The organism is Stenotrophomonas sp. 05N423, assembly GCF_056397145.1.
Genome location: NZ_JBFTMV010000001.1, coordinates 646,453 through 670,917, shown reverse-complemented (window position 1 = coordinate 670,917; position 24,465 = coordinate 646,453). Strand labels below are relative to the sequence as shown.

26 protein-coding genes are annotated in these 24,465 nt (G+C 68.8%); 8 read left to right on the top strand and 18 right to left on the bottom strand.

Annotated features, from left to right (window positions below):
- Window positions 1-131: 131 nt before the first annotated feature.
- From argH to AC1DGW_RS03030, 9 genes are all read right to left on the bottom strand, one after another.
- Window positions 132-1,424 carry an argininosuccinate lyase gene (gene argH / locus AC1DGW_RS03070; protein WP_478019249.1) on the bottom strand — a complete coding sequence of 431 codons (1,293 nt, stop codon included), beginning with the start codon at window positions 1,422-1,424 and terminating at the stop codon, window positions 132-134.
- A complete protein-coding gene (gene argC / locus AC1DGW_RS03065) occupies window positions 1,417-2,388 on the bottom strand; it encodes an N-acetyl-gamma-glutamyl-phosphate reductase (protein WP_478019247.1) in 972 nt (323 codons plus the stop codon). Before argC ends, argH begins: the two co-directional genes overlap by 8 nt.
- The gene (locus AC1DGW_RS03060; RefSeq protein WP_478019245.1) at window positions 2,385-2,996 is read right to left on the bottom strand and encodes a GNAT family N-acetyltransferase; all 612 of its coding nucleotides are present in this window, start codon (window positions 2,994-2,996) and stop codon (window positions 2,385-2,387) included. The genes argC and AC1DGW_RS03060 overlap by 4 nt, the downstream gene beginning before the upstream one ends.
- 4 nt (window positions 2,997-3,000) lie before the next feature.
- The gene (locus AC1DGW_RS03055) at window positions 3,001-4,317 is read right to left on the bottom strand and encodes an acetylglutamate kinase (RefSeq protein WP_478019243.1); all 1,317 of its coding nucleotides are present in this window, start codon (window positions 4,315-4,317) and stop codon (window positions 3,001-3,003) included.
- A 38-nt stretch (window positions 4,318-4,355) separates the two neighbouring features.
- Window positions 4,356-5,468 carry an acetylornithine deacetylase gene (locus tag AC1DGW_RS03050; RefSeq protein WP_478019241.1) on the bottom strand — a complete coding sequence of 371 codons (1,113 nt, stop codon included), beginning with the start codon at window positions 5,466-5,468 and terminating at the stop codon, window positions 4,356-4,358.
- A 43-nt stretch (window positions 5,469-5,511) separates the two neighbouring features.
- Window positions 5,512-5,931: a GNAT family N-acetyltransferase gene (locus AC1DGW_RS03045; RefSeq protein WP_478019239.1), complete on the bottom strand. Its 420-nt coding sequence runs from the start codon at window positions 5,929-5,931 to the stop codon at window positions 5,512-5,514.
- Between the two features lie 10 nt (window positions 5,932-5,941).
- Window positions 5,942-7,150 (bottom strand): argininosuccinate synthase, encoded by a 1,209-nt coding sequence (locus AC1DGW_RS03040; protein ID WP_478019236.1) that lies wholly within the window; start codon window positions 7,148-7,150, stop codon window positions 5,942-5,944.
- Between the two features lie 70 nt (window positions 7,151-7,220).
- Window positions 7,221-8,228: an N-acetylornithine carbamoyltransferase gene (locus AC1DGW_RS03035; RefSeq protein WP_478019233.1), complete on the bottom strand. Its 1,008-nt coding sequence runs from the start codon at window positions 8,226-8,228 to the stop codon at window positions 7,221-7,223.
- A gap of 305 nt (window positions 8,229-8,533) precedes the next feature.
- A complete protein-coding gene (locus AC1DGW_RS03030; protein WP_478019231.1) occupies window positions 8,534-9,091 on the bottom strand; it encodes a hypothetical protein in 558 nt (185 codons plus the stop codon).
- 172 nt (window positions 9,092-9,263) lie between these two features.
- On the opposite strand from AC1DGW_RS03030, the gene cysS reads away from it, so the two are divergent.
- The 3 genes from cysS to AC1DGW_RS03015 all read left to right on the top strand — a co-directional run bounded on the left by cysS (window position 9,264) and on the right by AC1DGW_RS03015 (window position 12,430).
- On the top strand, window positions 9,264-10,631 hold the full coding sequence (gene cysS / locus AC1DGW_RS03025) for a cysteine--tRNA ligase (RefSeq protein WP_478019228.1): 1,368 nt from the start codon (window positions 9,264-9,266) through the stop codon (window positions 10,629-10,631).
- A 117-nt stretch (window positions 10,632-10,748) separates the two neighbouring features.
- Complete coding sequence (locus tag AC1DGW_RS03020; protein WP_478019226.1) at window positions 10,749-11,189, top strand: SufE family protein; 441 nt, start codon at window positions 10,749-10,751, stop codon at window positions 11,187-11,189.
- Window positions 11,190-11,212: 23 nt separating this feature from the next.
- A complete protein-coding gene (locus tag AC1DGW_RS03015) occupies window positions 11,213-12,430 on the top strand; it encodes an MFS transporter (protein WP_478019628.1) in 1,218 nt (405 codons plus the stop codon).
- A gap of 1 nt (window position 12,431) precedes the next feature.
- Here the strand turns inward: AC1DGW_RS03015 and AC1DGW_RS03010 are convergent, their stop codons facing one another.
- Together AC1DGW_RS03010 and dksA are read right to left on the bottom strand one after the other, a co-directional pair.
- Entirely contained in the window at window positions 12,432-13,295 is an 864-nt protein-coding gene (locus AC1DGW_RS03010; RefSeq protein ID WP_478019224.1) for a DUF72 domain-containing protein, read from the bottom strand.
- A gap of 142 nt (window positions 13,296-13,437) precedes the next feature.
- The gene (gene dksA, locus AC1DGW_RS03005; RefSeq protein ID WP_478019222.1) at window positions 13,438-14,550 is read right to left on the bottom strand and encodes an RNA polymerase-binding protein DksA; all 1,113 of its coding nucleotides are present in this window, start codon (window positions 14,548-14,550) and stop codon (window positions 13,438-13,440) included.
- A 261-nt stretch (window positions 14,551-14,811) separates the two neighbouring features.
- Between dksA and yidD the strand changes: the two genes are divergently transcribed.
- From yidD to AC1DGW_RS02985, 4 genes are all read left to right on the top strand, one after another.
- A complete protein-coding gene (gene yidD / locus AC1DGW_RS03000) occupies window positions 14,812-15,084 on the top strand; it encodes a membrane protein insertion efficiency factor YidD (RefSeq protein WP_478019626.1) in 273 nt (90 codons plus the stop codon).
- Window position 15,085: 1 nt separating this feature from the next.
- On the top strand, window positions 15,086-16,432 hold the full coding sequence (locus AC1DGW_RS02995) for a dihydroorotase (RefSeq protein WP_478019220.1): 1,347 nt from the start codon (window positions 15,086-15,088) through the stop codon (window positions 16,430-16,432).
- On the top strand, window positions 16,432-17,283 hold the full coding sequence (locus AC1DGW_RS02990; RefSeq protein WP_478019218.1) for a M23 family metallopeptidase: 852 nt from the start codon (window positions 16,432-16,434) through the stop codon (window positions 17,281-17,283). The genes AC1DGW_RS02995 and AC1DGW_RS02990 overlap by 1 nt, the downstream gene beginning before the upstream one ends.
- A 259-nt stretch (window positions 17,284-17,542) precedes the next feature.
- Entirely contained in the window at window positions 17,543-18,091 is a 549-nt protein-coding gene (locus AC1DGW_RS02985) for a DUF805 domain-containing protein (RefSeq protein ID WP_478019216.1), read from the top strand.
- 67 nt (window positions 18,092-18,158) lie between these two features.
- Here the strand turns inward: AC1DGW_RS02985 and AC1DGW_RS02980 are convergent, their stop codons facing one another.
- Both AC1DGW_RS02980 and AC1DGW_RS02975 read right to left on the bottom strand, forming a co-directional pair.
- Window positions 18,159-18,848: a squalene/phytoene synthase family protein gene (locus AC1DGW_RS02980; protein ID WP_478019214.1), complete on the bottom strand. Its 690-nt coding sequence runs from the start codon at window positions 18,846-18,848 to the stop codon at window positions 18,159-18,161.
- A 70-nt stretch (window positions 18,849-18,918) separates the two neighbouring features.
- Entirely contained in the window at window positions 18,919-19,818 is a 900-nt protein-coding gene (locus AC1DGW_RS02975; RefSeq protein WP_478019212.1) for a helix-turn-helix domain-containing protein, read from the bottom strand.
- Between the two features lie 120 nt (window positions 19,819-19,938).
- On the opposite strand from AC1DGW_RS02975, the gene AC1DGW_RS02970 reads away from it, so the two are divergent.
- The gene (locus tag AC1DGW_RS02970; RefSeq protein ID WP_478019210.1) at window positions 19,939-20,358 is read left to right on the top strand and encodes a DUF6265 family protein; all 420 of its coding nucleotides are present in this window, start codon (window positions 19,939-19,941) and stop codon (window positions 20,356-20,358) included.
- Between the two features lie 25 nt (window positions 20,359-20,383).
- On the opposite strand, the gene AC1DGW_RS02965 is transcribed toward AC1DGW_RS02970, so the two are convergent.
- From AC1DGW_RS02965 to efp, 5 genes are read right to left on the bottom strand one after another with little or no spacing between them, the layout of a single operon-like run.
- On the bottom strand, window positions 20,384-21,070 hold the full coding sequence (locus AC1DGW_RS02965; RefSeq protein ID WP_478019624.1) for a phosphoglycolate phosphatase: 687 nt from the start codon (window positions 21,068-21,070) through the stop codon (window positions 20,384-20,386).
- Window positions 21,067-21,789: a bifunctional 2-polyprenyl-6-hydroxyphenol methylase/3-demethylubiquinol 3-O-methyltransferase UbiG gene (ubiG, locus tag AC1DGW_RS02960; protein WP_478019208.1), complete on the bottom strand. Its 723-nt coding sequence runs from the start codon at window positions 21,787-21,789 to the stop codon at window positions 21,067-21,069. Before ubiG ends, AC1DGW_RS02965 begins: the two co-directional genes overlap by 4 nt.
- 29 nt (window positions 21,790-21,818) lie before the next feature.
- Window positions 21,819-23,162 carry a TRZ/ATZ family hydrolase gene (locus tag AC1DGW_RS02955; protein ID WP_478019206.1) on the bottom strand — a complete coding sequence of 448 codons (1,344 nt, stop codon included), beginning with the start codon at window positions 23,160-23,162 and terminating at the stop codon, window positions 21,819-21,821.
- Between the two features lie 39 nt (window positions 23,163-23,201).
- Window positions 23,202-23,840, bottom strand: coding sequence for a TMEM175 family protein (locus tag AC1DGW_RS02950; protein ID WP_478019204.1), 639 nt, complete (start codon window positions 23,838-23,840; stop codon window positions 23,202-23,204).
- 4 nt (window positions 23,841-23,844) lie between these two features.
- Entirely contained in the window at window positions 23,845-24,411 is a 567-nt protein-coding gene (gene efp / locus AC1DGW_RS02945; protein ID WP_478019202.1) for an elongation factor P, read from the bottom strand.
- Window positions 24,412-24,465 lie beyond the last annotated feature (54 nt).

Below are 24,465 nucleotides of genomic sequence, written 5' to 3'. Positions count from 1 at the left end.
CGTGCCGGGCGAGCCCGGCACCTGCATGGGGACTCGCATGACGATTCACCGTGAAAACCCGTGCCGGGCAAACCCCGCACCTATGGCTTCGCGTGTCGGGGGTGCCGCCCCGACACGCGCGGCATTGCTCGTTACAGCGCGGCCCAGCGCGCCTGCAGCTCGTCCAGGCGCAGGTCGGCCGCGGCGCCCGGCGACACGCGCGCGGCGAGACTGCCTTCCGGCGTGCGCCCCTGCCCGGCCGTGTCCGCCGCCGCCGCCGCTGCCTTGTAGGCCTCGCGGAACGGCACCCCGGCCACGGCGGCTTCCACCGCCACGTCGGTGGCATACATGCCCGAATCGATGGCGGCGCGGATGTGGTCGTCGCGCCAGTCCAGGTTGGACAGCAGCGCCGGCAGCAGTTCCAGCGCCGCCAGGCCACGGCCGAAGCCGTGGAAGATCGCCCCCTTGGACGCCTGCAGGTCGCGGTGGTAGCCGGACGGCAGCGACAGCAGCTGCTCGATCTCGGTGCGCGCGGCAGCCACGCTGGCGTGGGTGGCGCGCATCAGTTCGATCACGTCCGGGTTGCGCTTGTTCGGCATGATCGAGCTGCCGGTGGTGTACTGCGCCGGCAGCGCCACGAAGGCGAACTCGCCGGTAGTGAACAGCGACAGGTCCCAGGCGATGCGGCGCAGGTCCAGCGTGGCGCCGCCGAGCGCTTCCAGCGCGGCAAGCTCGAACTTGCCGCGCGAGAGCTGCGCGTAGATCGGGCTGACCTGCATGCGCGCGAAGTCCAGCGCGCGCGTGGTGTGTTCGCGGTCCAGCGGCAGGTTGACGCCGTAGCCGGCGGCCGTGCCCAGCGGGTTGCAGTCGATCAGCCGGCGCGTGTCGGCCGCGCGCACCGCATTGTCAATGAAGGCCTCGGCCCAGCCCGCCCACCACATGCCCGCCGAGGACACCACGGCACGCTGGATGTGGGTGTAGCCGGGCAGCGGCTGCTGCTGTTCGGCGATGGCGCGCTCCAGCGCCACCTTCGCCACCTCGCGGCTGATTTCCGCCACGCGCGCCAGTTTCTCCTTCAGCCACAGGCGCGTGGCGACGAGGATCTGGTCGTTGCGGCTGCGGCCGGTATGGATCTTGCGGCCGGCATCGCCCAGGCGCTCGGTCAGGCGCGCCTCGATGGCCGAATGGCAATCCTCGTACTGCTCGTCCAGTACGAAGGCGCCGCTGCGGAAATCGTCGGCCAGCAGCGCCAGTTCGCGCTTGAGCGCGGCCAGTTCGTCGGCCGACAGGATGCCGATGTGCTGCAGGCCCTCGGCATGCGCGGTGCTGGCCTGGATGTCGTGCAGGAAGAATTCGCGGTCCAGGATCACGTCGTCGCCGGCGAGGAAGGTCTGGATCTTCGCGTCAACCGCGACACCGGGTTTCTGCCACAGCAGATCAGCCATTGTTGTTCTCCTCCAGCGGTATGGCGGTCAGCTCGGGCAGCCCGAGCGCGATGTTGAGGTTCTGGAGCGCCTGCGTCGCGGCGCCCTTGAGCAGGTTGTCGATGGTCGCCACCACCACCACGCGCTTGTTGCCCGGGGCCAGGGTGAAACCACCGATCTGCACGCCATGGCGGCCGGCGATGCGGCTGACCCACGGCGCTTCGTCCACCACGTCCACCAGCGGTTCGCCGGCGTAGCGCTGCCGGTACAGCGCCATCACGTCCTCGCGCTGGAGCGGCTGCTGCAACCACAGGTTCACGGTCATGGTGATGCCGCGGAAATGCGGCGCGACATGCGGCATGAACTCCACCGGCACGCCGAGCCGCGCGGAAACCTCGCGCTCGTGCACGTGGTTGGTCAACGCGTACGGCATCAGGTTGTCGCGCAGCAGGTCGGTGTTGTTCTTGTCCGACGGGGTAGTGCCCGCGCCGGAATAGCCGGACACGCCGAAGCAGGCCGGCGGCCCGGCCAGCTGCGACAGCAGTGGCGTGATCGCCAGCTGCATGGCAGTGGCGTAGCAGCCCGGGTTGCTGATGCGCTTCTGCCCGGCATAGGTATCGCGGGTCAGTTCCGGCAGGCCGTAATACCAGGTGTTGTCGAAACGGTAGTCGGCCGAGAGATCCACGATCACCGTGTCGGGCCTGGCCGCATCCAGTGCGGCGACGAAGGCTTCGGCCTTGCCATTGGGCAGGGCCAGGATCACCGCATCGGCGCCCTTGGCAGCCACCGCCTGCGGATCGAGGCTTTCGTAGCGCAGTTCGCCACTGTAGCCATCGTTGTGGTCGGACACACGCTGGCCATCCAGCTCGCGCGAGGACACGAAGGCCAGTTCAATGCGCGGATGCGCGACGATCAGCCGGATCAGCTCGGCGCCGGTATGGCCGCGGGCACCGACGATGCCCAGCGAGAATTTCCTGTCGGTCATGAATGCGAATCCAGTAGGGACTGCAGATGGCTGCGTACCGCCGGCCATTCGTTGTCGAGGATGGAGAACACCACGGTGTCGCGCGGCGTGCCGTCGGCGTGGCGCCTGTGGTTGCGCAGCACGCCGTCCTGTTTCGCCCCGAGCCGGGCGATGGCCGCGCGCGAAGCGTGGTTGAACCAGCTGGTCTCGAAGCCAATGGCAATACAGCCCATCGCCTCGAAGGCGTGGCGCAACAGCAGCAGCTTGGCCTCGGTGTTCAAACCGGTGCGCCGCACGCGGTGGTGGTACCAGGTGTAGCCGATGTTCAGGCGCGGCACGCCTGCGTCCAGCGCGTAACAGCGGGTGCTGCCGACCACTTCGCCAGCGGCGTCACGGACCACGAACGGCAATGCGTCGCCCTGCGCCTGCGCGTCCAGCGCCGCCGCGACATAGCGCTCCACCGCGTCCGGCGCCGGCACGTTGGCGTACCACAGGCGCGACAGTTCGCCCTCGCCCAGCGCCTGCCGCAGCGCGGGCACATGCTCCATCCGCAGCGGTTCGAGCGCGACATGCGCGCCGCGCAGGTCCGGCACGGCATTCCAGCGGGCGTTGGCCGATGGCTCGTTCATGGCGTCATCCCTGCAGGCTGGCAGTGCGCCTGCCGCAGTGCTCGACGAAGCCACGGATGCACTCGAAGTCGCTGGCGCCGTACCAGAACACCTTCCAGTGGTCGAGTTTGTAGCAGCCGTCAGACTCGGCGTAATAGAAATGGTTGACCGGATTGCCGTTGCGCGAGCGCCAGAACAGCTGCGGGGTTTCCTCCAGCATCACGTTCCACACCGCGCGCCCCAGGCCTTCGCCCTGCGCGTCGTCGAGCACGGCGAACTTGTCCAGGTACACGCCCTCGGCCTCGTCGGTGAGGATCACCGCGGTGCGGTAGTTCTCGCTGACATAGGCGCGCAGCAGCTTCGTCTTCTCGAAATAGTCCGGCACTAGCTGACGGCCGAAGCTGGATTCGATCAGCGCCTTCAGCCGCATGGTGTCCAGCTGCTCCCACGACGTGGCCTTGAGCACCTTCTCGCCGCGGCGGACCAGCGTGCCCGAGCCCTTGTGGGTGAACAGCTCCTTGGCCAGGTCGGCCGGGCGCGTGATCGACACCGAGGATTCCTCCGGCAGCCTGTCCAGCAGGTCCTTGATCTGCTCGATCTTGACCTTCATGCCGCCATGCAGCCACGGCTGCTGGATCAGGTGCTCGTACTCGGTGGACAGGTTGATCGAGTCGATCAGCCTGCCCTCGGCGTCGAGCAGGCCACCAGTACCGGTGAGGAAGATGATCTTGTACGGCTGCAGCTCCTGCACCAGCTCATTGGCGGCGAAGTCGGCGTTGACGTTCAGTATCTGCCCGCTCGGCGTTTCGCCCAGCGAGGTGATGACCGGGATCGAGCCGGCGCGCAGGCTGGCCTCGATCGGCGCGAGGTTGACCCGCTTCACTTCACCGACCAGCCCGTAGACGCTCTGGTCGAGATATTCGGCCTCGAACACGCCACCGGTGATCGAGGTGGCGCGCGCGCCGTTCTGCTGTAGCGCTTCGACCAGTTGCAGGTTGGACTGCTGGAACACCTTGCGCACGATCGCCAGCGCCTCGGGCGTGGTCACGCGCAGGCCGCCCACGGTCTGCTTCTCGATGCCGGCCGCCGACAGTTCGGCATCCAGCTGCGGGCCGGCGCCATGCAGCACGATCGGGGTCAGGCCGACTTCCTGCAGGAACGACAGCGAGGAGGTCAGCGCCTCCAGGTCGTCGCGCAGCACCGCACCGCCGACCTTGACCACGGCGAAGCGCTTGGCGTCCAGCTGCGAGAAACGCTTGAGGTACTGGCTGATCTCCTTCGCGCTGGCCATGCTCGAAAGCAGGCGCACGATGGTCTGGCGGGTCTGGCGGTGGGGTTGCATTGGGATCCGTCTGTCGTGGGGTGGAGGAACGCGGCCGCTCAGGCGCTGCGTTGCAGGATCTGCAGGACCGAGCCGGCGTAGCGCTGCAACTGCTCCAGCGTCACGAACTCGTCGGCGGTATGGGCCTGGGCGATGTCGCCGGGGCCGTAGACCATCGTGGTGTAACCGGCGGCGGAGAACAGCGAGGCCTCGGTCCAGAAATCGACCGCGTTGCCGATCGGCAGGCCCAGTTCGTCGGCGATGTCGCGCGCGGCGAGGCGGCGCTCTTCCGCGCGCGCGGCGCCCTCATCAGAAGCGGGGCCCGAAGGCAGGCTCGGGCCGCGGAAGGTTTCCTCGAAGTGCGCGGCGGTGGGCTCGGCGAAACCGGCGAAGGTCGCCAGCAGCTGGTCGATGTCCATCGACGGCAGCGGGCGGAAGCCGAAACGCAGCTCGGCCTCGGGGGCGATCATGTTGGCCTTGATGCCACCGTCGACGCGACCGATATTGAACCGCAGCCCGGTCAGGCCGCCGAACCGCGCATGCGCCAGCGACTCGACGTGGTCCAACGCGCGACCGCCCCAGCGCATGGCCTGGTGCAGCGCGCTGGCCGCCGCGTCCTGCCTGCCGGACGCATGGCCGGCGCGGCCCTTGAACTTCATCAGCACCGAACTGATGCCGCGGTGCGCCAGCACCACCTCGCTCATGGTCGGCTCGGCCACCAGCACCGCTTCATAGGGTATGCCGCGGGCCAGGAAGGCGGCGATGCAGCGCGGGTCGTTGGCCTCCTCGTCCGAGGAGAACAGGAAGGCCGCATCGCCATCGGTGAGATTGGCCGCGGCCACCAGCGCGGCGGCGGCGCCCTTGATGTCGCACACGCCCAGCCCGACCACGCGGTCGTCCAGGCGCCGCATCGCATGCGGATCGGCGCTCCAGTGCGGCGAATCCGGCACCGTGTCCAGGTGCACGTTGAACAGGTACTTCGGCGTGCCGCGCACCGCGTACAGACTGACCGCGCCGGCGCCGTGGTCGATCACCTCGACCTCGAACCCGGGCAGGTTGGCGCGCAGGTAATCGAAGATGCCGCCGGTGGTGATCGCGCGCGGCGGGTTGCGGGTGTCGAAGGACACCAGTTTTTCCAGGTGCGCGAGGGTGTTGTCGAGGAGTTCTGTCATCGGGATGCGTGAGTAAGGTTCGGGCCGGCGGTATCCACGCCGGTCAGGGAATCGGGGCGACGATTTCCATCAGCCGCTCGGGCCGGGCGACGGGCACGAAACCGTAATGCGCATACAGGCCATGCGCGTCCAGGGTCGCCAGCATGAAACGGCGCAGCCCCCGCAACTGCGGATGGGCCACGATCGCGTCCATCAGCTGCCGGGAATGACCGCGGCCGCGATGCTCCGGCAGGACGAATACGTCGGCCAGGTAGGCGAACGTGGCCGCGTCGGTGATGACCCGCGCGAACGCCACCTGCCCCGTGCCGTCAAGATAGCCGCCGAAGCACAGCGAGCCGGCGATCGCACGCTCCACCGTTTCCCTCGGGATGCCGGGGCTCCAGTAGGCCCCGGTCGAGAGGAAGCGATGGATCAGGGGAACATCGAGCTCCCCCTTGTCCGTACTGACGCGCAGCCCACCCATGCCATCGCCCTCAGCTGTTGTTGACCTGCGCGTACAGCGTGGAGCTCATGCCGAACAGCTTGATGAAGCCCTCGGCCTCCTCCACACCCCAGTCGGCCGACTGCGCGTAGGTCGCGCCCTTGGCGTTGAGGATGTGCGGGGACTTCACCGCCACCGCATCGACGCGGGCGCCGCGGGTCTCCAGCACCACCTCGCCGTTGACCTTGCCCTGCGAGGATTGCAGGAAGGCTTCCAGGTCGGTCTTCAGCGGGTCGTGGTAGAAGCCTTCGTAGACCAGCTCCACCCACTTGCGCGCCACGTCCGGCTTGAAGCGGTTCTGCTGCTTGGTCAGCACCGCGTCCTCCAGCGCGCGGTGCGCGGCCAGCAGCGCGGTCAGGCCCGGCGCCTCGAACACGATGCGGCCCTTCAGGCCGATCACGGTGTCGCCGGTATACACGCCGCGGCCGACGCCATACGGGGCGAACAGCCTGTTGAGCTTGCCCAGGATCTGCTCGCCCGGCAGCGCCTTGCCGTCCAGCTCAACCGCCTCGCCTTCGACGAACTTCAGGGTCACGGTCAGCGGTTCGATCGGCCATGCGCTGCGCGGCGCGCACCAGCCGCGCGCGCCCTCGCCCGGGGCTTCCCACTTGTCGATCTCGCCGCCGGACATGGTCACGCCCAGCAGGTTCTCGTTGATGGTGTAGGCCTTCTGCTTGGCGCGCACGCCGAAGCCGCGTTCCTCCAGGTAGGCCTGTTCGTAGGCGCGGGTCTGGGTGTGCTCCTTCTGGATCTCGCGGATCGGCGCGAGGATGCGGTAGTCGCCCTGCGCCTTCACCGCCAGGTCGAAGCGGACCTGGTCGTTGCCCATGCCGGTGCAGCCGTGGGCGATGGCGTTGGTGCCCAGTTCGGCGGCGCGCCTGAGCGCGGCATCGACGATCAGGTAGCGGTCGGACACCAGCAGCGGGTACTGGCCCTGGTACCCCTCGCCGGCCCACACGAACGGCTTGACGAAGCCTGCCCAGATCGCCGGGCCGCCATCGACGGTGACATGGCTGGTCACGCCCAGTTCGGCGGCGCGCTTCTCGATGGTCTCGCGCTCCTCGGCGTCCACGCCGCCGGTATCGGCGAACACGGTATGCACGTTCCAGCCGCGCTCCTGCAGGTAGGGCACGCAGAAGCTGGTATCCAGGCCGCCGGAGAAGGCCAGGACGATGTCGCGGGAGTCGTTGGGGGTGGTCATGTGCGGGGTCTCGTTGAACGGCGCGGAAGCCGCCGTTGGGGATACGGGGGAAAGGGAAACGACGGGGGAATCAGCGGACCAGCGCGGCCATGATCGCCTTCTGCACGTGCAGGCGGTTTTCGGCCTCGTCGATGGCGATGCACTGCGGCGAATCCATCACGCCGTCGGTGGCCTTGACATTGCGGCGCAGCGGCAGGCAGTGCGAGAACACGCCGTTGTTGGTCAGCGCCATCTTGGCCTCGTCGACGATGAAGTGCTTGTACTGGTCGCGAATGGGCTTTTCCGGCGCCCAGTTGCCGAAGTACGGCAGCGCGCCCCAGCTCTTGGCGTAGACCACGTCGGCGCCGCGGTAGGCGCTCTCGATGTCATGGCTGACGGCCAGCGAGCCGCCGCTCTCGGCCACGTTCTGCTGCGCCCAGCCCATGTAGCGCTCGTCGAGGATGTACTGCTCGTCCGGGCACAGCAGGGTCACGTCCATGCCCAGGCGGGTGGCGATGGTCAGCGCCGAGTTCGCCACGGCGGTGTTCAGCGGCTTGGGATGGTAGGTCCAGGTCAGCACGTACTTCTTGCCGCGCAGGTCGCTGGTGCCGAAGTGCTCCTGCAGCGCCAGCGCATGCGCCAGTTCCTGGCAGGGATGGGTGATGGTCTCCATGTTGATGACCGGCACCGGCGAGTACTTCGCGAACGCCTTGAGCACGACATCCTGGCGGTCGTACTGCCAGTCCACGAATTTCGGGAAGGCGCGCACGCCGATCAGGTCCACGTAGCGGCCCAGCACCTTCGCCACTTCGGCGATGTGCTCCTCGGTGTCACCGTCCATCACGGTGCCCAGGTCGAACTCGATCGGCCACGCGTCCTTGCCCGGCTGCAGCACGATGGCGTGGCCGCCGAGCTGGAACGCGCCCAGCTCGAAGCTGGTGCGGGTGCGCATGGAGGGGTTGAAGAACACCAGCGCGATGGACCTGCCCTTCAGGTCGTCGCCCAGCTTGTTGCGCTTGAACAGCGCGGCCTGGGTCAGCAGCGCGTCGAGCTCGGCGCGGCTCCAGTCCTGGGTGTTCAAGAAGTGCTTCACAGACATCGATCCATCCTTTGCTGCTGCGGGGAACCACCGTTGCCGGCGGCAGGTTGCGCGGACGCGCGGCTCATTGCAGTTGAAACTTTCGCGGAACAGAAACGAAAAAACCCAGCCTGGGCTGGGTTTTCCGAACAGACAGCACGAAGCTCCGGCTTACCCAGCGAATATGTGGGATTCCGGTCGGCGGGCACGCGAGGTCATGCCGGAGGCCATCCGGGCGGTGCTGGTTTCGTGCTGGAAGCTGTTCGCCTTCATCGTCGCGCATGGTCGCACGCGCCCCGGCACCACGCAAGTGTCGCGATGCAGCATCAGGGATTGGCTGGCCCCTGCTCCAGGCCTTCGCCCAGCTCGGGGGTAATCGACACCCGCAGCTTCAGGCGGTTGCCGGGGTCTTCAGGCAGGCGCGAGCGGAACTTGACGCCCTTGTAGACATAATCCACGTCATAAGCGATGGGCCGGCGGAACTCGCGGCCGACCTCGATGATGCGGCACTCCGGGGTAAGCAGCGCGCCATTGCCGCCGGCGTTCGCCCGGCGCGCATCCATGTCGGCCTCGTCCTCGCCGCCCTGGTGGTTGAAGATGCCCTTCACCGAATCCCAGAACCGACGGAAGCCGCCCTTCTCCTCCTCGCCCTTGACCTCGACCGGCGCCAGGGTGAGCGTGGAGACCGGCTCGCAGTGTTCCTCGGTGCGGGTGGCGCGCAGAGTCTGGAATACGGGCTCGACGTTGAGCACCTGCGCATAGTCGTAGCGCACGTTCTCGACGATGGCCACGCGGTTGCGCAGATCGGGATTCTGCGCCCCTGCCGGCATGGCGGAGACGGCCATCAGGCAGGCCAAGGACAGCGACACGGGAGCGCGCTTCATCGACACTTCAACGGGGACGGATGATGGATGACCACCGATATAGTGTAGGCAGCGCGAAGGACGGAGGCTGAACATTACCCGTCCGCCGTCCCGCTGCACAGCCCGGGCGTGCCCGCTCCGCCCCGGCCCGCTAGAATTGCCGGTTCTGCTTACCCCTCCCACGGCACGCCCCATGGCCCTGCACCTGTACAACACCCTGACGCGGCAGCTGGAGCCGTTCGCCCCGCTGGATCCCGCTGCCCCGACCATGTACGTGTGCGGCCCGACCGTCTACAACTACGTGCACATCGGCAATGCCCGCGGCCCTGTGGTGTTCGGCGTGCTCGCCGGCCTGCTGCGGCGCCGCTTCGGCGCCCTGCGCTATGCCCGCAACATCACCGACGTCGACGACAAGATCAACGCCGCGGCGCGGGAACAGGGCGTGCAGATCTCGGCCATCACCGACCGTTTCGCCGCCGCCTACCGCGAAGACATGGCCACGCTGGGCGTGGCCCCGCCGGACATCGAGCCCGAAGCCACCGCCCACATCCCGCAGATCATCGCCATGATCGGGGGCCTGATCGCCAGCGGGCATGCCTACGCGGCCGAGGGGCATGTGCTGTTCTCGGTCGGCAGCTACAAGGATTACGGCAAGCTCTCGCGCCGCGACCCGGACGAAATGCTGGCCGGCGCCCGCGTCGAGGTGGCTCCGTACAAGCGCGACGCCGGCGACTTCGTGCTGTGGAAGCCGTCCAGCGACGACCTGCCGGGCTGGGAGTCGCCCTGGGGCCGCGGCCGCCCGGGCTGGCACATCGAGTGCTCGGCGATGGCCGCCGCCCACCTGGGCGACACCATCGACATCCATGCCGGCGGCGTGGACCTGCAGTTTCCGCACCACGAGAACGAGATCGCGCAGAGCGAATGCGCCCACGGCGGCCGCACCTTCGCCCGCTTCTGGCTGCACAACGGCATGCTCAACTTCGGCGGCGCCAAGATGAGCAAGTCGCTGGGCAACATCGAACGCGTGCACGACCTGGTACGCCAGCACCCGCCGGAAGCGCTGCGTTACGCGCTGATGTCGGCCCACTACCGGCAGCCGCTGGACTGGTCCGACGCCCTGATCGAGCAGTCCGTGCGCACCCTGGACCGGCTCTACGGCACCCTGCGCGACCTGGGCGACATCCCGGCCGAAGCGGCCATCCCGGCCGCGGTGGAAGCGGCGCTGGAGGACGACCTCAACACCCCGCTGGCGCTGGCCGAGATGGCGCGCATCGCCGGCGAGGCCCGCAAGGCCGAGAGCCCGGGCGACAAGGCGCGCCTGAAAAGTGAACTGCTGGGCGCGGGCCTGGCGCTGGGGCTGCTGCAGCAGGCACCGGCAGCCTGGTTCGGCCGTGGCGCGGACGCCGGCGACGATGCCCGCATCCAGGCGCTGATCGACGAGCGCATCGCCGCCAAGCGGGCGCGCGACTTCGCCCGCGCCGATGCCATCCGCGACCAGCTGGCCGCCGAGAACATCGTGCTGGAAGACACGCCACAGGGCGTACGCTGGAAGCGTGGCTGAGCCTTCCGGGGCGCCGAGGCCGGATGCGGGGGCACGCACCTCCATCCCGGCCATCTCCCCCGCCCTCCTCTCCCCCAGCCCCTCCCCGCAACAGAGGGGCTCGACGCAAGAGCCAAGATGACCGAGTCCCCCTTCCCCCTTGAAGCCACCGCCGCCGAAGCGCAGGCCGCGATCGCCGACGAGTTCTCCTTCTTCGGCGACTGGTCCGAGCGTTACCAGTACCTGATCGACCTCGGCCGCAAGCTGCCGGCCTTCCCGGATGAGTGGAAGACCGAAGAGCACCGCCTGCATGGCTGCCAGTCGATGGTGTGGATCGTGCCGGAGGGCAATGCCGACAGGCTGGTGTTCCATGCCATCAGCGACTCGGCCATCGTCTCCGGACTGATCTACCTGGCCCTGCGCGTCTATTCTGACCGCACGGCCGCCGAGATCCTCGCCACCGAGCCGGACTACGTCGCCGCCATCGGCCTGGCCAGGCACCTCTCGCCGACCCGCAGCAACGGGCTGGCGGCGATGCTGTCCTTCATCCGCGACACAGCGCGGTCGCAGCCGCAGTGACCGCCGGCGCCGCCGATGCCGGCATGGGTGCGCTGCTGCGCCAGGCCGGTTTCGTGCAACTGCTGGCCTACCGCATCACCGCGATGCTGTCCTACCAGATCGTCGCGGTCACGGTGGGCTGGCACATCTACGAGATCACCCGCAATCCGTTCTCGCTGGGCCTGATCGGCCTGGCCGAAGTGCTGCCCTACTTCTGCGTGGCGCCGTTCGCCGGCTATCTGGTGGACCACCTGCCGCGCCGCAGGCTGGGCATGGTCGCCGGCCTCGGGCTGGTCGCCACCGCGGCCATCCTCTGCGCGGTCGCGCTGGGCGGGTTGCCGTTCCGGGGCGTGTGGCCGATCTACCTGGCCATCGCGTTGACCGGCATGGTCCGCGCCTTCCTGTCGCCGATCTACAACGCGCTGTTCGCGCGCGTACTGGCGCGCGGCCAGTACGCGCGCGGCGCCGGCTTCGGCAGCGTGGTGTTCCAGGCCGGCATGGTGATCGGACCGGCGCTGGGCGGCCTGCTGGTCGGCTGGGGCGGCAAGGGGCTGGCCTATGGCGTGGCCGCGTCGATGGCGGTGCTGGCCGTGGTCGCGCTGGCCATGCTGCGGGTACAGGAAGCACCGCCACCGCAGACCCGCGCGCCGATCTTCGCCAGCATCGCCGAGGGCGCGCGCTTCGTGCTGTCCACGCCGGTGATGCTCGGCGCGATGGCGCTGGACATGTTCTCGGTACTGCTCGGCGGCGTGGTGGCGATGCTGCCGGCCTTCATCCAGGAAATCCTGCACTACGGCCCGGAAGGACTGGGCATCCTGCGCGCGGCGCCGGCGCTGGGGTCGGTATGCGTGGGCCTGTGGCTGGCCCGCCATCCGCTGCACCGCAACGCCGGCCGCGTGCTGCTGTACGCGGTGGCCGGCTTCGGCCTGTGCGTGATCGGTTTCGGCCTGTCGCGCAGCTTCTGGCTGTCGGCGGCGATCCTGCTGTTCTATGGCGCTTTCGACGGCGTGTCGGTGGTGGTGCGCTCGACCATCCTGCAGCTGGCCACGCCCGACGAGATGCGCGGCCGGGTGTCGTCCATCAACGGCATCTTCATCAGCTCGTCCAACGAACTGGGCGCGTTCTACGCCGGCACCATGGCGCGGCTGCTCGGTCTCGTGCCCGCGGTGGTGGTGGGCGGCTGCGCGGTGCTGGGCGTGGCAGGCATCACCGCATGGAAGAATCCGACGCTGCGGCGCTTGAACCTGCGCGACCTGCACTAGTTCAGAACAACCCCGGCTGCAGCGCACCGGCGACCGGCGCGTGCAGTTCCGGCAGGCCCGGCAGGCGCCCGCGCAACAACGCGTGGAAACGCAGCGCCTGTTCGGCGGCGAGGTGATTGTCCGGGGTATGCAGGAACACGCATGGCGTGAGTCCCCGTTCGATCCACCCCGCGACACGTTCCACCCAGGGCAACAGCCATGGCTGGTTCGCCTCCACGTCCGGCCCACCGATGAAACGAACCTGCGGGCTGTTGCTGAAGGCCGCCGCCCGCACCGGCAGGCGTGGCTTCTTCGACTGCGCATGCCGCACCGCCGGATCACCGGCGGCGCAGGCGAACAGCGCACGCGAGTCCAGGCAGATGCGCTCCACGCCGCGCGCATGCAGCAGGCGGTTGAGCGCGCGCTCCTCCGCGCCGCGGGCAAAGAACGCCGGATGACGTACCTCCACCCCCACATCGCGTCCGGCGACGTGGTCCAGCCACGCCTCCAGCGCGTCCAGCCGCTCAGGGCCGAAGCTGGCCGGCAGTTGCAGCCATAGAGGCGCGGCGCGGGCACCAAGCGGTGCCAGCAGCTCCAGGAAATCCATGGTGGCCTGCAGGCGCTCGCGCAGGTCGCCTTCATGGCTGATGTCGCGCGGCAACTTGGCGCAGAAGCGGAAATCCGCCGGCATCGCCTCCGCCCAGCGCTGTACCGTCGCTATGGCGGGCCGGGCATGGAAGGTGGTGTTGCCCTCCACCGCGTTGAAGGTACGCACGTAGTGGCCGAGGCTCTCGCCCTGCCGCAGATCGGCCGGGTAGAAACCGCCGCGCCACGCCGGCTCGTTCCAGGCCGGGCAACCGAGGCGATAAGGCAACCGGTGCGGCATGTTTCCCCCTGGCAGACGAAAAGGATGGATCAAAAACAGTCCGGCACTCCATGCATCGCGCCGTGAACATCGCGGCCACGGACTGCAGAAACGGAAAGCCCCGCACAAGGCGGGGCTTTCCAGGATCACGAAGCGCTGGACCTCAATCGCCCTGCTGCTTCTGCAGGTGCTCCCAGCGCTCCTGCGCATCGATGGTGCGCTCGGCGGTGAGGCGCGCCTCCAGGCGATCCAGGCCGATTTCCTCGCCGGTGTCCACGCAGTAACCGTAGTCGCCGGCTTCCAGGCGCTTGAGCGTGCTGTCGATCTTGCCGATCAGCTTGCGGTAGCGGTCGCGGGTGCGCAGTTCCAGCGAGTTCTCGGTCTCGCGGGTGGCACGCTCGGCTTCGTCGCCGATGTCGCGCACTTCCTCGCGCAGGTTCTCGATGGTCTGCTTGGATTCCTCGACCAGATCGGCGCGCCAGTCCTGCAGGCGCTGGCGGAAGTACTCCTGCTGCAGCGGGCTCATGTATTCCTCGTCCGACGAGGGCTTGTAGCCGGCCGGCAGGATCGGGCGACCGGTCGCCTCGTCGGTCTTGTACTCGACCACCTTGTGCTTGCTGCGCGGCGCCGGGGCGGCCGAGCGTGCGGTTACGGCAACAGCGACCTTGCCGACCGGACGGACGGCAGCGGGTGCAGCGGACTTGATGGCGGTCTTTGCGGGGGTTTTCGAAACAGGCACGGGATTCTTGGATTGCGGGGCCTTGGCTGCCGGAGCCGGTGCCTTGGCCGCCGGCACGGGGGCCGGGGCTGGAACCGTCTTGGCGACTACGGCCGGGACAGGCTTGGCCGGAACCGGCTTGGCGGCCGGTTTCGGTACGGACTTGACGACGGGTTTGCTGACCGGGGACTTGGAAGCCTTGGCGGCAGTCTTCTCGGCTGCCTTCTTGACCACTGGCTTGGCAGGCTTGGCGGCCTTCGCCACCTTGGCCACCGGAGCGGCCACCTTCTTCGCCGGAGCCTTGCTGGCGGCAACCTTCTTGACGGGAGCCTTCTTGACCGCGGCCGTCTTGGCCACCGTCTTCTTGGCGGGGGGCGCCTGCTTGGCCGGGGCCTTCTTGGCCACCACCTTCTTCGCAGGCGCCTTCTTCGCAGCCGGCTTGGCGGCCTTGGCTACCGGTTTCTTGACCACCGGCTTCGGCGCCGCCTTCTTGACTGCAGGTTTGGCGGTTTTCTTGGCGACCTTGACGGCCTTTTTTGCAGGTTTTTTAGCAGCCACGAAACGCTCTTCCTTGTTTCCCCCGGGGCCCGGGAAAGCGGGCCTTTATAGCCTACCCGACCAGCAGCGGCAACCGCGCCGACCGCCCCGACATGAACGGATGCCCGATCGGCCCGGGAGCGTTCCGGCGCCAACGCCGGATCGTCCCGCGCAGTTCGGAACGTGACCAGGCACGACCGGCGTACCCGGTGGGGCCGCAGGCATCTCAAGCCTGCCTGCCGCCTGTCCGGCATCGTGCGACAAATCCTTGGGCAATGCCAGCTGGCTTATCATCCCGGGGTGATCGGCCGACTCCTCATCGCCCTGCTGCGCTTCTACAAGCGCTTCATCAGCCCCCTGCTGGGGCCGCGCTGCCGCTTTGTCCCCAGCTGCTCCGAATATTCGATGGACGCGATCCGCGTACACGGCCCCTTGCGGGGCTGCTGGCTTACGCTGCGCCGGCTGGGCCGCTGCCATCCGCTCCATCCCGGCGGCTTCGATCCGGTCCCCGAAAAGGCTGCCCCTCCCTCTTGCCGCTGCACAGGAAAACACTGACATGTCCTCCACGCTCATCACCAATGCCCGCATGGTCAACGAAGGCCGTACCTTCGACGGCGACCTGCGCATCGAGGACGGCCGCATCGCGCAGATCGGCAGCGGGTTGACGCCGCGCGACGGCGAACAGGTGGTGGATGCGGCCGGGCGCTGGCTGCTGCCCGGCATGATCGACGACCAGGTGCACTTCCGCGAACCCGGCCTGACCCACAAGGGCGACATCGCCACCGAATCGGCGGCAGCCGTGGCCGGCGGCCTGACCAGCTTCATGGACATGCCCAACACCAACCCGCCGACGCTGGATTCGACCATCCTCGAAGCCAAGTACGAACTGGCGCGCGGCCGCGCCTGGGCCAACTACGGCTTCTACCACGGCGCCAGCAACGACAATCTGGAAGCCATCCGCGTGCTCGATCCGAAGAAGGCGCCGGGCGTGAAAGTCTTCATGGGCGCCTCCACCGGCAACATGCTGGTGGACGATCCGGAAACGCTGGATGCGATCTTCCGCGACTGCCCGACCCCGATCATCACGCACTGCGAAGACACGCCGATGATCGATGCCAACCTGAAGGCCTTCCAGGAGAAGTACGGCGACGCGCTGACCCCGGACATGCACCCGGACATCCGCTCGCGCGAAGCCTGCATCAAGTCGACCCGCCTGGCGATGTCGCTGGCGCGCAAGCACGGCACCCGCCTGCACGTGCTGCACATCTCCACCGCTGACGAGCTGGCGCTGTTCGAGAAGGGCCCGCTGATCCGCGCCGATGGCAGCCGCAAGCAAATCACCGCCGAGACCTGCGTGCACTTCCTGCACTTCGCGCGCCCGGACTATGCGACCAAGGGCAACCTGATCAAGTGCAACCCGGCGATCAAGGAAGTGTCCGACCGCGAAGCGATCACCGCCGCGCTGGCCGACGACGTACTGGACGTGCTCGCCACCGACCACGCCCCGCACACCTGGGAAGAGAAGCAGAAGCCCTATGCGCAGGCGCCGTCCGGCCTGCCGCTGGTGCAGTACGCGCTGGTCGCCGCGCTGGAGCGCGTGCACGAAGGCAAGCTGACCCGCGAGCAGGTGGTGCAGAAGTTCGCGCATGCGCCGGCGCAGCTGTTCGACGTGGAAGAACGTGGCTTCCTGCGCGAAGGCTACTTCGCCGATCTTGTCCTGGTCGAAGACGTGCCGTTCACGGTCAGGCGCGAGGACGTGCTGTCCAAGTGCGGCTGGTCGCCGTTCGAGGGCACCACCTTCCGTTCGCGCATCGCGTCCACCTGGGTCAACGGCCAACTGGTGTGGGATGGCAGCCGGCTGGTCGGCGCACCGGCCGGCCAGCGCATGACCTACGCCCGCTGATGCGGTCGGCCTTCGTGTTCGGGGTACTGCTGCTCGCAGCGCCCCTGCTTCCCGCTCCATCGGCGCAGGCGCAGGACGGCATCGCCGACCTCGTGGACAACCGCGTGGTGTTCCCGGCCAACGCCTCGCAGGGCGCGATGGTGATCGGCAAGGTGCCCGCCGGCAGCAGCGTGCGCCACGCCGGCCGCGACCTGCGGGTCAGCGGCTACGGCAGCGTGGTGTTCGGCATCGGCCGCGACGAGAAAGGCCCGCTGCAGGTGCAGGTACGCCGTCCCGATGGCTCCAGCGAGACCGCGATGATCGCGGTGACACCGCGCGACTGGCCGGTGGAGCGCGTCAACGGCGTGCCGCCGAAGACGGTGAACCCGCCTCCGGCCATCGCCGAGCGCATCGCCCGCGAACAGGCGCAGGTCACCGAGTCGCGCAGGCGCGATGACAACCGCACCGATTTCACCCAGACCTTCCTCTGGCCGGTACAGGGCCGCATCAGCGGCCGCTTCGGCAATGCCCGGGTCTACAACGGCCAGCCCGGCGCCGGCCATTCGGGCATGGACATCGCCGCGCCGACCGGCACGCCGGTGAAGGCGCCGGCCGCCGGCATCGTCACCTTCGCCAACCCGGACCTTTACCTGACCGGCGGTACGCTGGTGCTCGACCACGGCTTCGGCATCAGCTCCAACTTCCTGCACCTGTCGCGCATCGACGTGAAGGTCGGCGACCGCATCGAACAGGGCCAGGTGATCGCCGCGGTCGGCGCGACCGGGCGCGCGACCGGGCCGCATCTGCATTGGGGAATGAACTGGTTCGATGTGCGCATCGATCCACTGCTGGTTCTTGAGCGCGGGAAGTAAAGGTCCATTGCACGCTCCATGGGCGTGCGGCGGCGGCCTCCACCGTTGCCACCTCGTTCCCGGTGGGCCCCGGCCAACCGCTCCGGTCTTCCAGTCCGCTCCCCACGCGGTCTCAACCCCCGGGAAGGTCGCGGCGGCGCGGTTCCGCCAGTCTGCAGCCGGGTCCGTGTCCTGTCCGTGTCGGGGTCGTGTCATCACCACAGGCGGGCATCCGGCAGGATGATGGTGGACATCCGGCCCACTACCTCGAGGAGCATTCATGCACATCAACGGCACCCGACTTCGGGAACTGCGCATCGCCCGCCAATGGTCGCAGGAGCAGTTGGCCGCATTGAGCGGCCTGAACCTGCGGACCATCCAGCGCCTCGAATCGGGCACGAAGATCTCGACCGAATCCCTGCGGGCACTGGCCGCCGTTTTCGAAGTGCCGGCCGAGAGCCTGCTGATGGGCGAGCCGTCACCCAGCCAGCCGGCCCTGCAGGCCATGCGCGAGGGCGTGCTGCGCGGCCTGGAGTTCAATGGCACCACGCCACGTGCGGATTTCTGGTGGTTCGCGCTGGCCGTGGTCATGCTCCTGGGCTTGGCCCAACTGCTTGCCGAGGCTGTCGGCCCGCTGCCACTGCAGTTGGCTTCGCTGCTGGTGCTGCTGCCGTGGCTCGCGGCCTGTACACGGCGCCTGCGCGACGCGGGCTTCAACCCCTGGTGGCAGTTGATCAGTCTGGCGCCAGTAGGCGGCATCCTGGTGCTGCTCTACCTGCTCACCTATCCGACCAGGGCAAAGGAGCCGCTCGCGGCTCCGCCAACCTGAAGCGCCACGTCTCCGGTGGCGCCTGCCTCCGATCAGACAGCCCGCGACCGCGCAGGCGTCCGCGGAGTCAGCCGCGCGCGGCCCACCATGCGCGCCACAACAGCCCGGCCGGGCTCGGCCGGTAGTCGCCGCCACGCAGCCGCGCCTGCAGGCGGCCGCGGGCCAGTACGGCGTAGAGCCGGCGTGGACGCGGCCCGGCTACCCGTGCCGGCCATCGTGCGAGCAGGGCCTGCTGCCATTCGCGCTCGCCACCGCTCCCCGCCGGCACCACGGCGGCGCCCAGGTCCTGCATCCGCTGCGCCAGCATCTGGGTCAGCACCGCGTCGCCCGCCTTCGGCTGCGGGGGCGCATCGAACAGCGCCGCCTCCACCGCCGCCACCGCGTCGGCGAACCCTTGCAGCGCACGGCGCGCCTGCGTCGGGTCCGCAGCAGCGTCACGGGCCTCGATCAGGTCCGGCAGCGCTTCGGCCAACTGCGCCCAGGGCGCCCGCACCGGCTCCAGCACCCGCCCCAGCGGATGCCGCGAGCGCTGCCCGGCCCAGCTGCGCAGCTCCTCGCCCCACCAACCGAGCTTGGCGTTGGCCGGCAGCGGGTCGCCGGCGGTGTTGAGCATGTCGTCGAATTCCTGCAGCAGGGCGAACCACGCCAGCGTGCGGCGATGCAGTTCCGGCGCGACGAAACGGTCGACCAGCGGCCATTCGGGCCAGCGCTCGCGCCACTTGTCCAGGAAACCATCCAGCGAATCAGATCCAGTCATGCGCACATTGTAAGAACCCGCTCCCCCGCCGTCTGCCGCCTTCCACCTGCGCCGGCCATCCGCGGGTGCATCAGGCGATGGCGGATCGACGCGCTCCTGCCCCGGGATGCTCGCCGCGCGCCGGCAAGACCCGCCCGGTGCTGGTTCCGCGCACGAAGGCGGCCGCCAGCCGCAGCGCATCCTCGCCACCACGATCGCCGCGCAGGGCGCGAACCAACCGGGCCGGCGTCGTGCCGGTCCAGCTGAGCAGGTCATGCGTGGCGTGGGCCTGGTCGCTGTAACCATGGCGCGCGGCCGCATCGGCGATGTCCGCGTCTTCGGCATCCAGCGTGCGCAGCAGGGCCTGCAGGCGGCGCACGCGGGCGTATTCCTTCGGGGTCATGCCCACCGCCGCGAGGAAACGCGGTTGCAGGGTACGCAGCCCGGTCCCGAGCCGCCGCGCCAGCTCGGCGATGCGCAGGTCGCCATCGGCCGCGTCGAGCATGGCAACGGCGCGCTCGACCAGCGTATCGGGCGTGAAGCCGGTGCAATGCTCGCGCAGCAGCTGCCACAGCGGTTCCGGCGACTGCGTGGCGGCATGGGCGCGCGCGGCGTCGCTGAAGCGGGTGGCGAAGGCGGGGGCCAGCGTATACAGGTCGGGCGCATGGTCGCGCAGCCCGGGCAATTGCCCGCCAGCCACCAGCGCGCTGCTCGCCGGCCTCAGCCGTACGCCGATGCAGAACACCGCGCCGGCCGCCTGCAGGCGGATCGGACCGCGCTGCTGGGCGGCAAAGCAGAACGGCTGGTCGGAGCGGACCTGCCCGTCCGCACCATGGAAACGCAGCGGCACGCCCAGTTCGGCCAGCAGTTCGCAGCAGCCGTCCGGATAGATGGCCTGCACCTCGCCGTCGGGAGTGTCGTCGCGCAGCACCCACAGGCACTGCACGTGGCGCTGCAGGTCGGGCGGCGGCGGATGCTCGATGTAATCCATGCGCCATCGAACCCCGCGCTGCGCATTTTTACAAGCGCCGCGGCAGAGGCAAGGCTAGCCTGCGGCCATCCATAGGGGAGACGGAACATGTTGAAGGCAGGAATCGCACTGGGTACGGGCATGGCATTGGCGACCGGGACGGCCACCGCGGGCGGGTTCGACTGGCTGGCGGGCCAATGGTGCGGCGGCAGCGCGGAGCGGAAGATCGAGGAGGTCTGGCTGCCGGAAGCCGGCGGCGCGCTGCTGGGCATGTCGCGCACGGTCCGCGGCGGCCGCACCGAGTCGTTCGAGTTCATGCGCCTGGTGCCCACAGGCAAGGACGCCGGCCTCCATGTCCAGCCCAATGGCGTGGCGCCCACCGTATTCGCCATCAGCGACCACGGCGACGGCTGGGTGGTCTTCGCGAACCCCGCGCACGACTTCCCCGACCGCATCGAGTACCGGCGCGATGGCGAAGGGGTGCGGGCGTCCATCTCCGGCCCTGGACAGGACGGGAAGAAGTTGGAGATTCCGTTCGCCTACCGCCGCTGCGGCGGTTGATCGACCGGCCTGCGGCCCCGCGCTCTCAGCGCAGGCCGCGCGGCCACGGCCAGGCGGCCGGCTCCAGCAGTGCGGCCGGCGTGGCAGCCATCACGTCGGCCTGCCACAGCACCGGATCGTCGCCGGCCGGGCGATAGCCCCACAGCGCCGCGACCGACGGCATGGCGGCCGCGCGCGCGGCCTGGATGTCACGCTCGTCGTCGCCGACATAGACGCAGTGTTCCGGCGTCGCTCCGATCCGCTGCGCGGCCACCTGCAACGGCAGCGGATGCGGCTTGCGTTCGGCCAGGGTGTCGCCGCCGATCAACACCGCGCAGCGCTGCTCCCAGCCCAGCTGCGGCAGGATCAGCCGCGCCAGGTATTCGGGCTTGTTGGTGACGATGCCCCAGCGGCTGCCCGCCTGTTCCAGTGCCTGCAACAGGTCGGCGATGCCGTCGAACAGCCGCGCATGGCGGCCGATCAGCGACTGGTAGACATCCAGGAATTCGGGCACCAGCGCATGGCGCTCGCTCTCGGCCATCTGCGGGAAGGCCTCCGCCAGCATCGCCCGCGACCCCTTGGACACCACCGGACGCAGCCGCCCGGCGGTCAGCGCCTCCATGCCGCGCGCCTGGCGCATGGCATTGGCGGTGACGACGAAATCCGGCGCGGTGTCGAGCAGGGTGCCGTCCAGGTCGAACAGCACCACCGGCGGGAACGCGGCCACGGTCAGGCCTGTTCCGGCTTGACCGCGAAGGCCAGGTAGTTGATGTCGGTGCGGCGGCTCAGGCGCGCGCGGTTGCGCCACGGCTCATAGGCCATGCCGCTGACGTCCTGCAGCTGCAGCCCGGACTGGCGCAGCCAGGCGCCCAGTTCGGCGGGCTTGATGAACTCCTGGTAGTGATGCGTGCCCCTGGGCAGCAGCCCGGCGATGTACTCGGCGCCCACCACGGCCACCGCGAACGCGGCCGGGGTGCGGTTGATCGTGGACAGGAACAATTTGCCGCCGGGGCGCAGCAGGCGCTGGCAGGCGGCGATGATCGCCCCCGGGTCCGGCACGTGCTCCAGCATCTCCATGCAGGTCACCACGTCGAAGGCGCCCGGCTGCTCTTCGGCCAGGTCCTCGGCGGCCTGCAGCCGGTAATCGACCTGCACGCCGGACTCCAGCCCGTGCAGGCGCGCGACCTTGACCAGTTCCGGCGCCAGGTCGATGGCGGTGACCTGCGCGCCTTCCTTCGCCAGCGCCTCGCTCAGCAGGCCGCCGCCGCAACCGATGTCGAGCACCTTCGCGCCACGCAGCACGGCGCGCTCGGCCACGTAGCGCAGCCGCACGGGATTGAGGGCGTGCAGCGGCTTCTGCGGACCGTCGGCGTCCCACCAGCGGTTGGCCAGCGCGGCGAACTTGTCCAGTTCGGCCTGATCGAAGTTGTTGGAGGTCGGTTCTGCGGTCATTTCGTAATCCTCGTGAAGCCGCCGCGCGCTCAGGCGCGGATGGAACGGATGCGGTCGCGCCACTGGCGGGCATTGGCGGTGATCGCCGCCACGTCCATGCCGACCAGTTCGCGCTGCACCAGCTTGGGCTGGCCGGCGATCCACACGTCGCTGACCTGGTGGCGGCCGGCGGCATAGACCAGCTGCGACAGCACGTGGTGCAGCGGCTGGGTCTCCAGCGCCGACAGGTCCACGCAGGCCAGGTCGGCCTGCTTGCCGACCTCGATCGAACCGATCTTCTCGCCGAAGCCCAGCGCGCGCGCGCCGCCCAGCGTTGCCGCGCGCAGCGTGGTGGCCGCGTCCAGCGCGGTGGCGTCGTTGGCCACGGCCTTGGCGAGGATCGCCGCGGTGCGGTTCTCGCTGAACATGTCCAGGTCGTTGTTGCTGGCGCAGCCATCGGTGCCGATGGCCAGGTTCACGCCCGCGCGCACCAGCGCGCAGGCCGGGCAGAACCCGGAGGCCAGCTTCAGGTTCGATTCCGGGCAATGCACCACATGCACGCCGCGCTCGGCGCACAGGTGGATTTCGGCGTCGGTGAGCTGGGTCATGTGCACCGCGATCAGGCGGTCGTTGACCAGGCCCAGGCGGTCCAGCCGCGCCAGCGGGCGCTGGCCGTGCAGCCTGATCGAGTCGCTGATTTCCTGCGCGGTCTCGTGGGTATGCAGGTGCACCGGGATGTCGAGCTGGTCGGACAACATCCGCACCCGCTCGAAATTGGCGTCGTTGACCGTATATGGCGCATGCGGAGCGAAAGCAGTGCCGATCAGCGCATCGCCACGCCACTGGTCGTGCAGTTCGGTTGCGCGTGCGAAGTATTCGTCGTCGGTCTTTGCCCACGCGCTGGGGAAATCGATGATCACCGAGCCGACCAGCGCGCGGAAGCCGTGCTTCCTGTACACGGCGGCCTGCACGTCGGCGAAGAAGTAGTTCTCGTTGGCGCAGGTGGTGCCGCCGCGCAGCATCTCGGCGATTGCCAGGGTGGTGCCGTCGGCGACGAACTCGGGTCCGATCACCGCCGCTTCCACTGGCCAGATGTGCTCGCGCAGCCAGGTCATCAGCGGCAGGTCGTCGGCGATGCCGCGCAGCAGGGTCATCGGGTTGTGCGTATGGGCATTGACCAGGCCCGGGATCAGCGCCGCCTGCGGGCGCGACACCACTTCCCTGGCCTGGAAGCGCGCACGCGCCTCGGCGCGCGGCAGCACCGCCACGATTTCGCCGCCGCGGACCGCCACCGCGTGGTCTTCCAGCACCACCGCATGCGGCTCGACCGGCACCACGTAGCCGGCTTCGATCAGGAGGTCGCAGCTGGGCGCTGCCGTTTCATGGTTTGTCATTGCAAAACTTCCTTCCGGGGCCGGACTTCCGTCGTGCGCTCAATCGCCACCGGCGAGGATGCGCCGCCTGGCGAGGGTGGACAGCGGGAAAATCAGCACGAACACCAATACCGCCCACTTCCCCGGGACGAACAGGCCCAGCGGGATGGCGGAGGAAAAGACCAGCAGCGGGATAAGCCCCCGCGCCAGCAGCAGCCGGGTCTGCGCCGGACCGAGTGTGGCGCGCAGGTCCTCCTGCTTCACCACCGTGCGCCGGACCAGCCAGGAGAACAGCGAAATGCCGGTGAGCACCAGCGCATAGACGAGGAAATGCTCCGATACCTGGCGCGTGGCGAACGGCATCAGCACGACGAAGAACAACTGCAGCAGGGCCAGCCACACCACCTTGCCGTTGACCCGCCGCACGTGCGTCCAGGTGAGCATGTGGCCCACCCAGAACAGCCCGGTCACGAAGAAGCTGATGAGGTAGGACAGCAGCAGGCCCAGGGTCTCGCCCCAGGCCTGGTCCGCGCCCACCCGTTCGATCAGCTCGCTGCCCGGCAGGCGCAGTTCGATCGCCAGCAGGGTGATGACGATGGCGAACACCGCATCGCAGAAGTTCACCACCCGCTCATGCGGAAACCGGTCCTCGCGGACCGGTTCCTCGACAGCCTGCTCGACGCGGGCGGGTTCGCGCATGGACTTACTTGACGCGCGCGGAGTATTCGCCGGAGCGGGTGTCCACGCGGATGATTTCATCCTGGTTGACGAACAGCGGCACGCGCACCACGGCACCGGTTTCCAGGGTGGCCGGCTTGCCGCCGCCACCGGAGGTATCGCCGCGCACGCCCGGGTCGGTCTCGACGATCTTCAGCTCGACGAAGTTCGGCGGGGTGACGTCGATCGGCGCGCCGTTCCACAGGGTGACCACGCAGGACTCCTCGCCCTTGAGCCACTTCTCGGCGCCGTTCATGCCGGCCTTGTCGGCCTGCACCTGCTCGAAGGTCTCCGGGTCCATGAAGTGCCAGTATTCGCCGTCGCTGTACATGTAGTTCATGTCGGTATCGACGACGTCGGCGGCATCGACCGAATCGGTCGACTTCATGGTCACTTCCTGGGTGCGGCCGTCCTTGATCAGGCGGTACTTCACGCGGGTGAACGCCTGGCCCTTGCCCGGCTTGACGTACTCGGTGTCGATGATGACCGCCGGTTGGTTGTTGACCAGGATCTTCATCCCGTTCTTTACGTCGTTCATGCCGTAGCTGGCCATGCTGGAACTCCTGATAAGTGGCAAAACCGGCGCGCGCGGGACGGCCGGATTAGA

What these genes read in the sequence shown, in the direction of transcription:
- argH (WP_478019249.1), bottom strand. Translation starts at nt 1,424, where the DNA reads ATGGCTGATCTGCTGTGGCAGAAACCCGGTGTCGCGGTTGACGCGAAG.
- argC (WP_478019247.1), bottom strand. Translation starts at nt 2,388, where the DNA reads ATGACCGACAGGAAATTCTCGCTGGGCATCGTCGGTGCCCGCGGCCAT.
- AC1DGW_RS03060 (WP_478019245.1), bottom strand. Translation starts at nt 2,996, where the DNA reads ATGAACGAGCCATCGGCCAACGCCCGCTGGAATGCCGTGCCGGACCTG.
- AC1DGW_RS03055 (WP_478019243.1), bottom strand. Translation starts at nt 4,317, where the DNA reads ATGCAACCCCACCGCCAGACCCGCCAGACCATCGTGCGCCTGCTTTCG.
- AC1DGW_RS03050 (WP_478019241.1), bottom strand. Translation starts at nt 5,468, where the DNA reads ATGACAGAACTCCTCGACAACACCCTCGCGCACCTGGAAAAACTGGTG.
- AC1DGW_RS03045 (WP_478019239.1), bottom strand. Translation starts at nt 5,931, where the DNA reads ATGGGTGGGCTGCGCGTCAGTACGGACAAGGGGGAGCTCGATGTTCCC.
- AC1DGW_RS03040 (WP_478019236.1), bottom strand. Translation starts at nt 7,150, where the DNA reads ATGACCACCCCCAACGACTCCCGCGACATCGTCCTGGCCTTCTCCGGC.
- AC1DGW_RS03035 (WP_478019233.1), bottom strand. Translation starts at nt 8,228, where the DNA reads ATGTCTGTGAAGCACTTCTTGAACACCCAGGACTGGAGCCGCGCCGAG.
- AC1DGW_RS03030 (WP_478019231.1), bottom strand. Translation starts at nt 9,091, where the DNA reads ATGAAGCGCGCTCCCGTGTCGCTGTCCTTGGCCTGCCTGATGGCCGTC.
- cysS (WP_478019228.1), top strand. Translation starts at nt 9,264, where the DNA reads ATGGCCCTGCACCTGTACAACACCCTGACGCGGCAGCTGGAGCCGTTC.
- AC1DGW_RS03020 (WP_478019226.1), top strand. Translation starts at nt 10,749, where the DNA reads ATGACCGAGTCCCCCTTCCCCCTTGAAGCCACCGCCGCCGAAGCGCAG.
- AC1DGW_RS03015 (WP_478019628.1), top strand. Translation starts at nt 11,213, where the DNA reads ATGGGTGCGCTGCTGCGCCAGGCCGGTTTCGTGCAACTGCTGGCCTAC.
- AC1DGW_RS03010 (WP_478019224.1), bottom strand. Translation starts at nt 13,295, where the DNA reads ATGCCGCACCGGTTGCCTTATCGCCTCGGTTGCCCGGCCTGGAACGAG.
- AC1DGW_RS02995 (WP_478019220.1), top strand. Translation starts at nt 15,086, where the DNA reads ATGTCCTCCACGCTCATCACCAATGCCCGCATGGTCAACGAAGGCCGT.
- AC1DGW_RS02990 (WP_478019218.1), top strand. Translation starts at nt 16,432, where the DNA reads ATGCGGTCGGCCTTCGTGTTCGGGGTACTGCTGCTCGCAGCGCCCCTG.
- AC1DGW_RS02985 (WP_478019216.1), top strand. Translation starts at nt 17,543, where the DNA reads ATGCACATCAACGGCACCCGACTTCGGGAACTGCGCATCGCCCGCCAA.
- AC1DGW_RS02980 (WP_478019214.1), bottom strand. Translation starts at nt 18,848, where the DNA reads ATGACTGGATCTGATTCGCTGGATGGTTTCCTGGACAAGTGGCGCGAG.
- AC1DGW_RS02975 (WP_478019212.1), bottom strand. Translation starts at nt 19,818, where the DNA reads ATGGATTACATCGAGCATCCGCCGCCGCCCGACCTGCAGCGCCACGTG.
- AC1DGW_RS02970 (WP_478019210.1), top strand. Translation starts at nt 19,939, where the DNA reads ATGGCATTGGCGACCGGGACGGCCACCGCGGGCGGGTTCGACTGGCTG.
- ubiG (WP_478019208.1), bottom strand. Translation starts at nt 21,789, where the DNA reads ATGACCGCAGAACCGACCTCCAACAACTTCGATCAGGCCGAACTGGAC.
- AC1DGW_RS02955 (WP_478019206.1), bottom strand. Translation starts at nt 23,162, where the DNA reads ATGACAAACCATGAAACGGCAGCGCCCAGCTGCGACCTCCTGATCGAA.
- AC1DGW_RS02950 (WP_478019204.1), bottom strand. Translation starts at nt 23,840, where the DNA reads ATGCGCGAACCCGCCCGCGTCGAGCAGGCTGTCGAGGAACCGGTCCGC.
- efp (WP_478019202.1), bottom strand. Translation starts at nt 24,411, where the DNA reads ATGGCCAGCTACGGCATGAACGACGTAAAGAACGGGATGAAGATCCTG.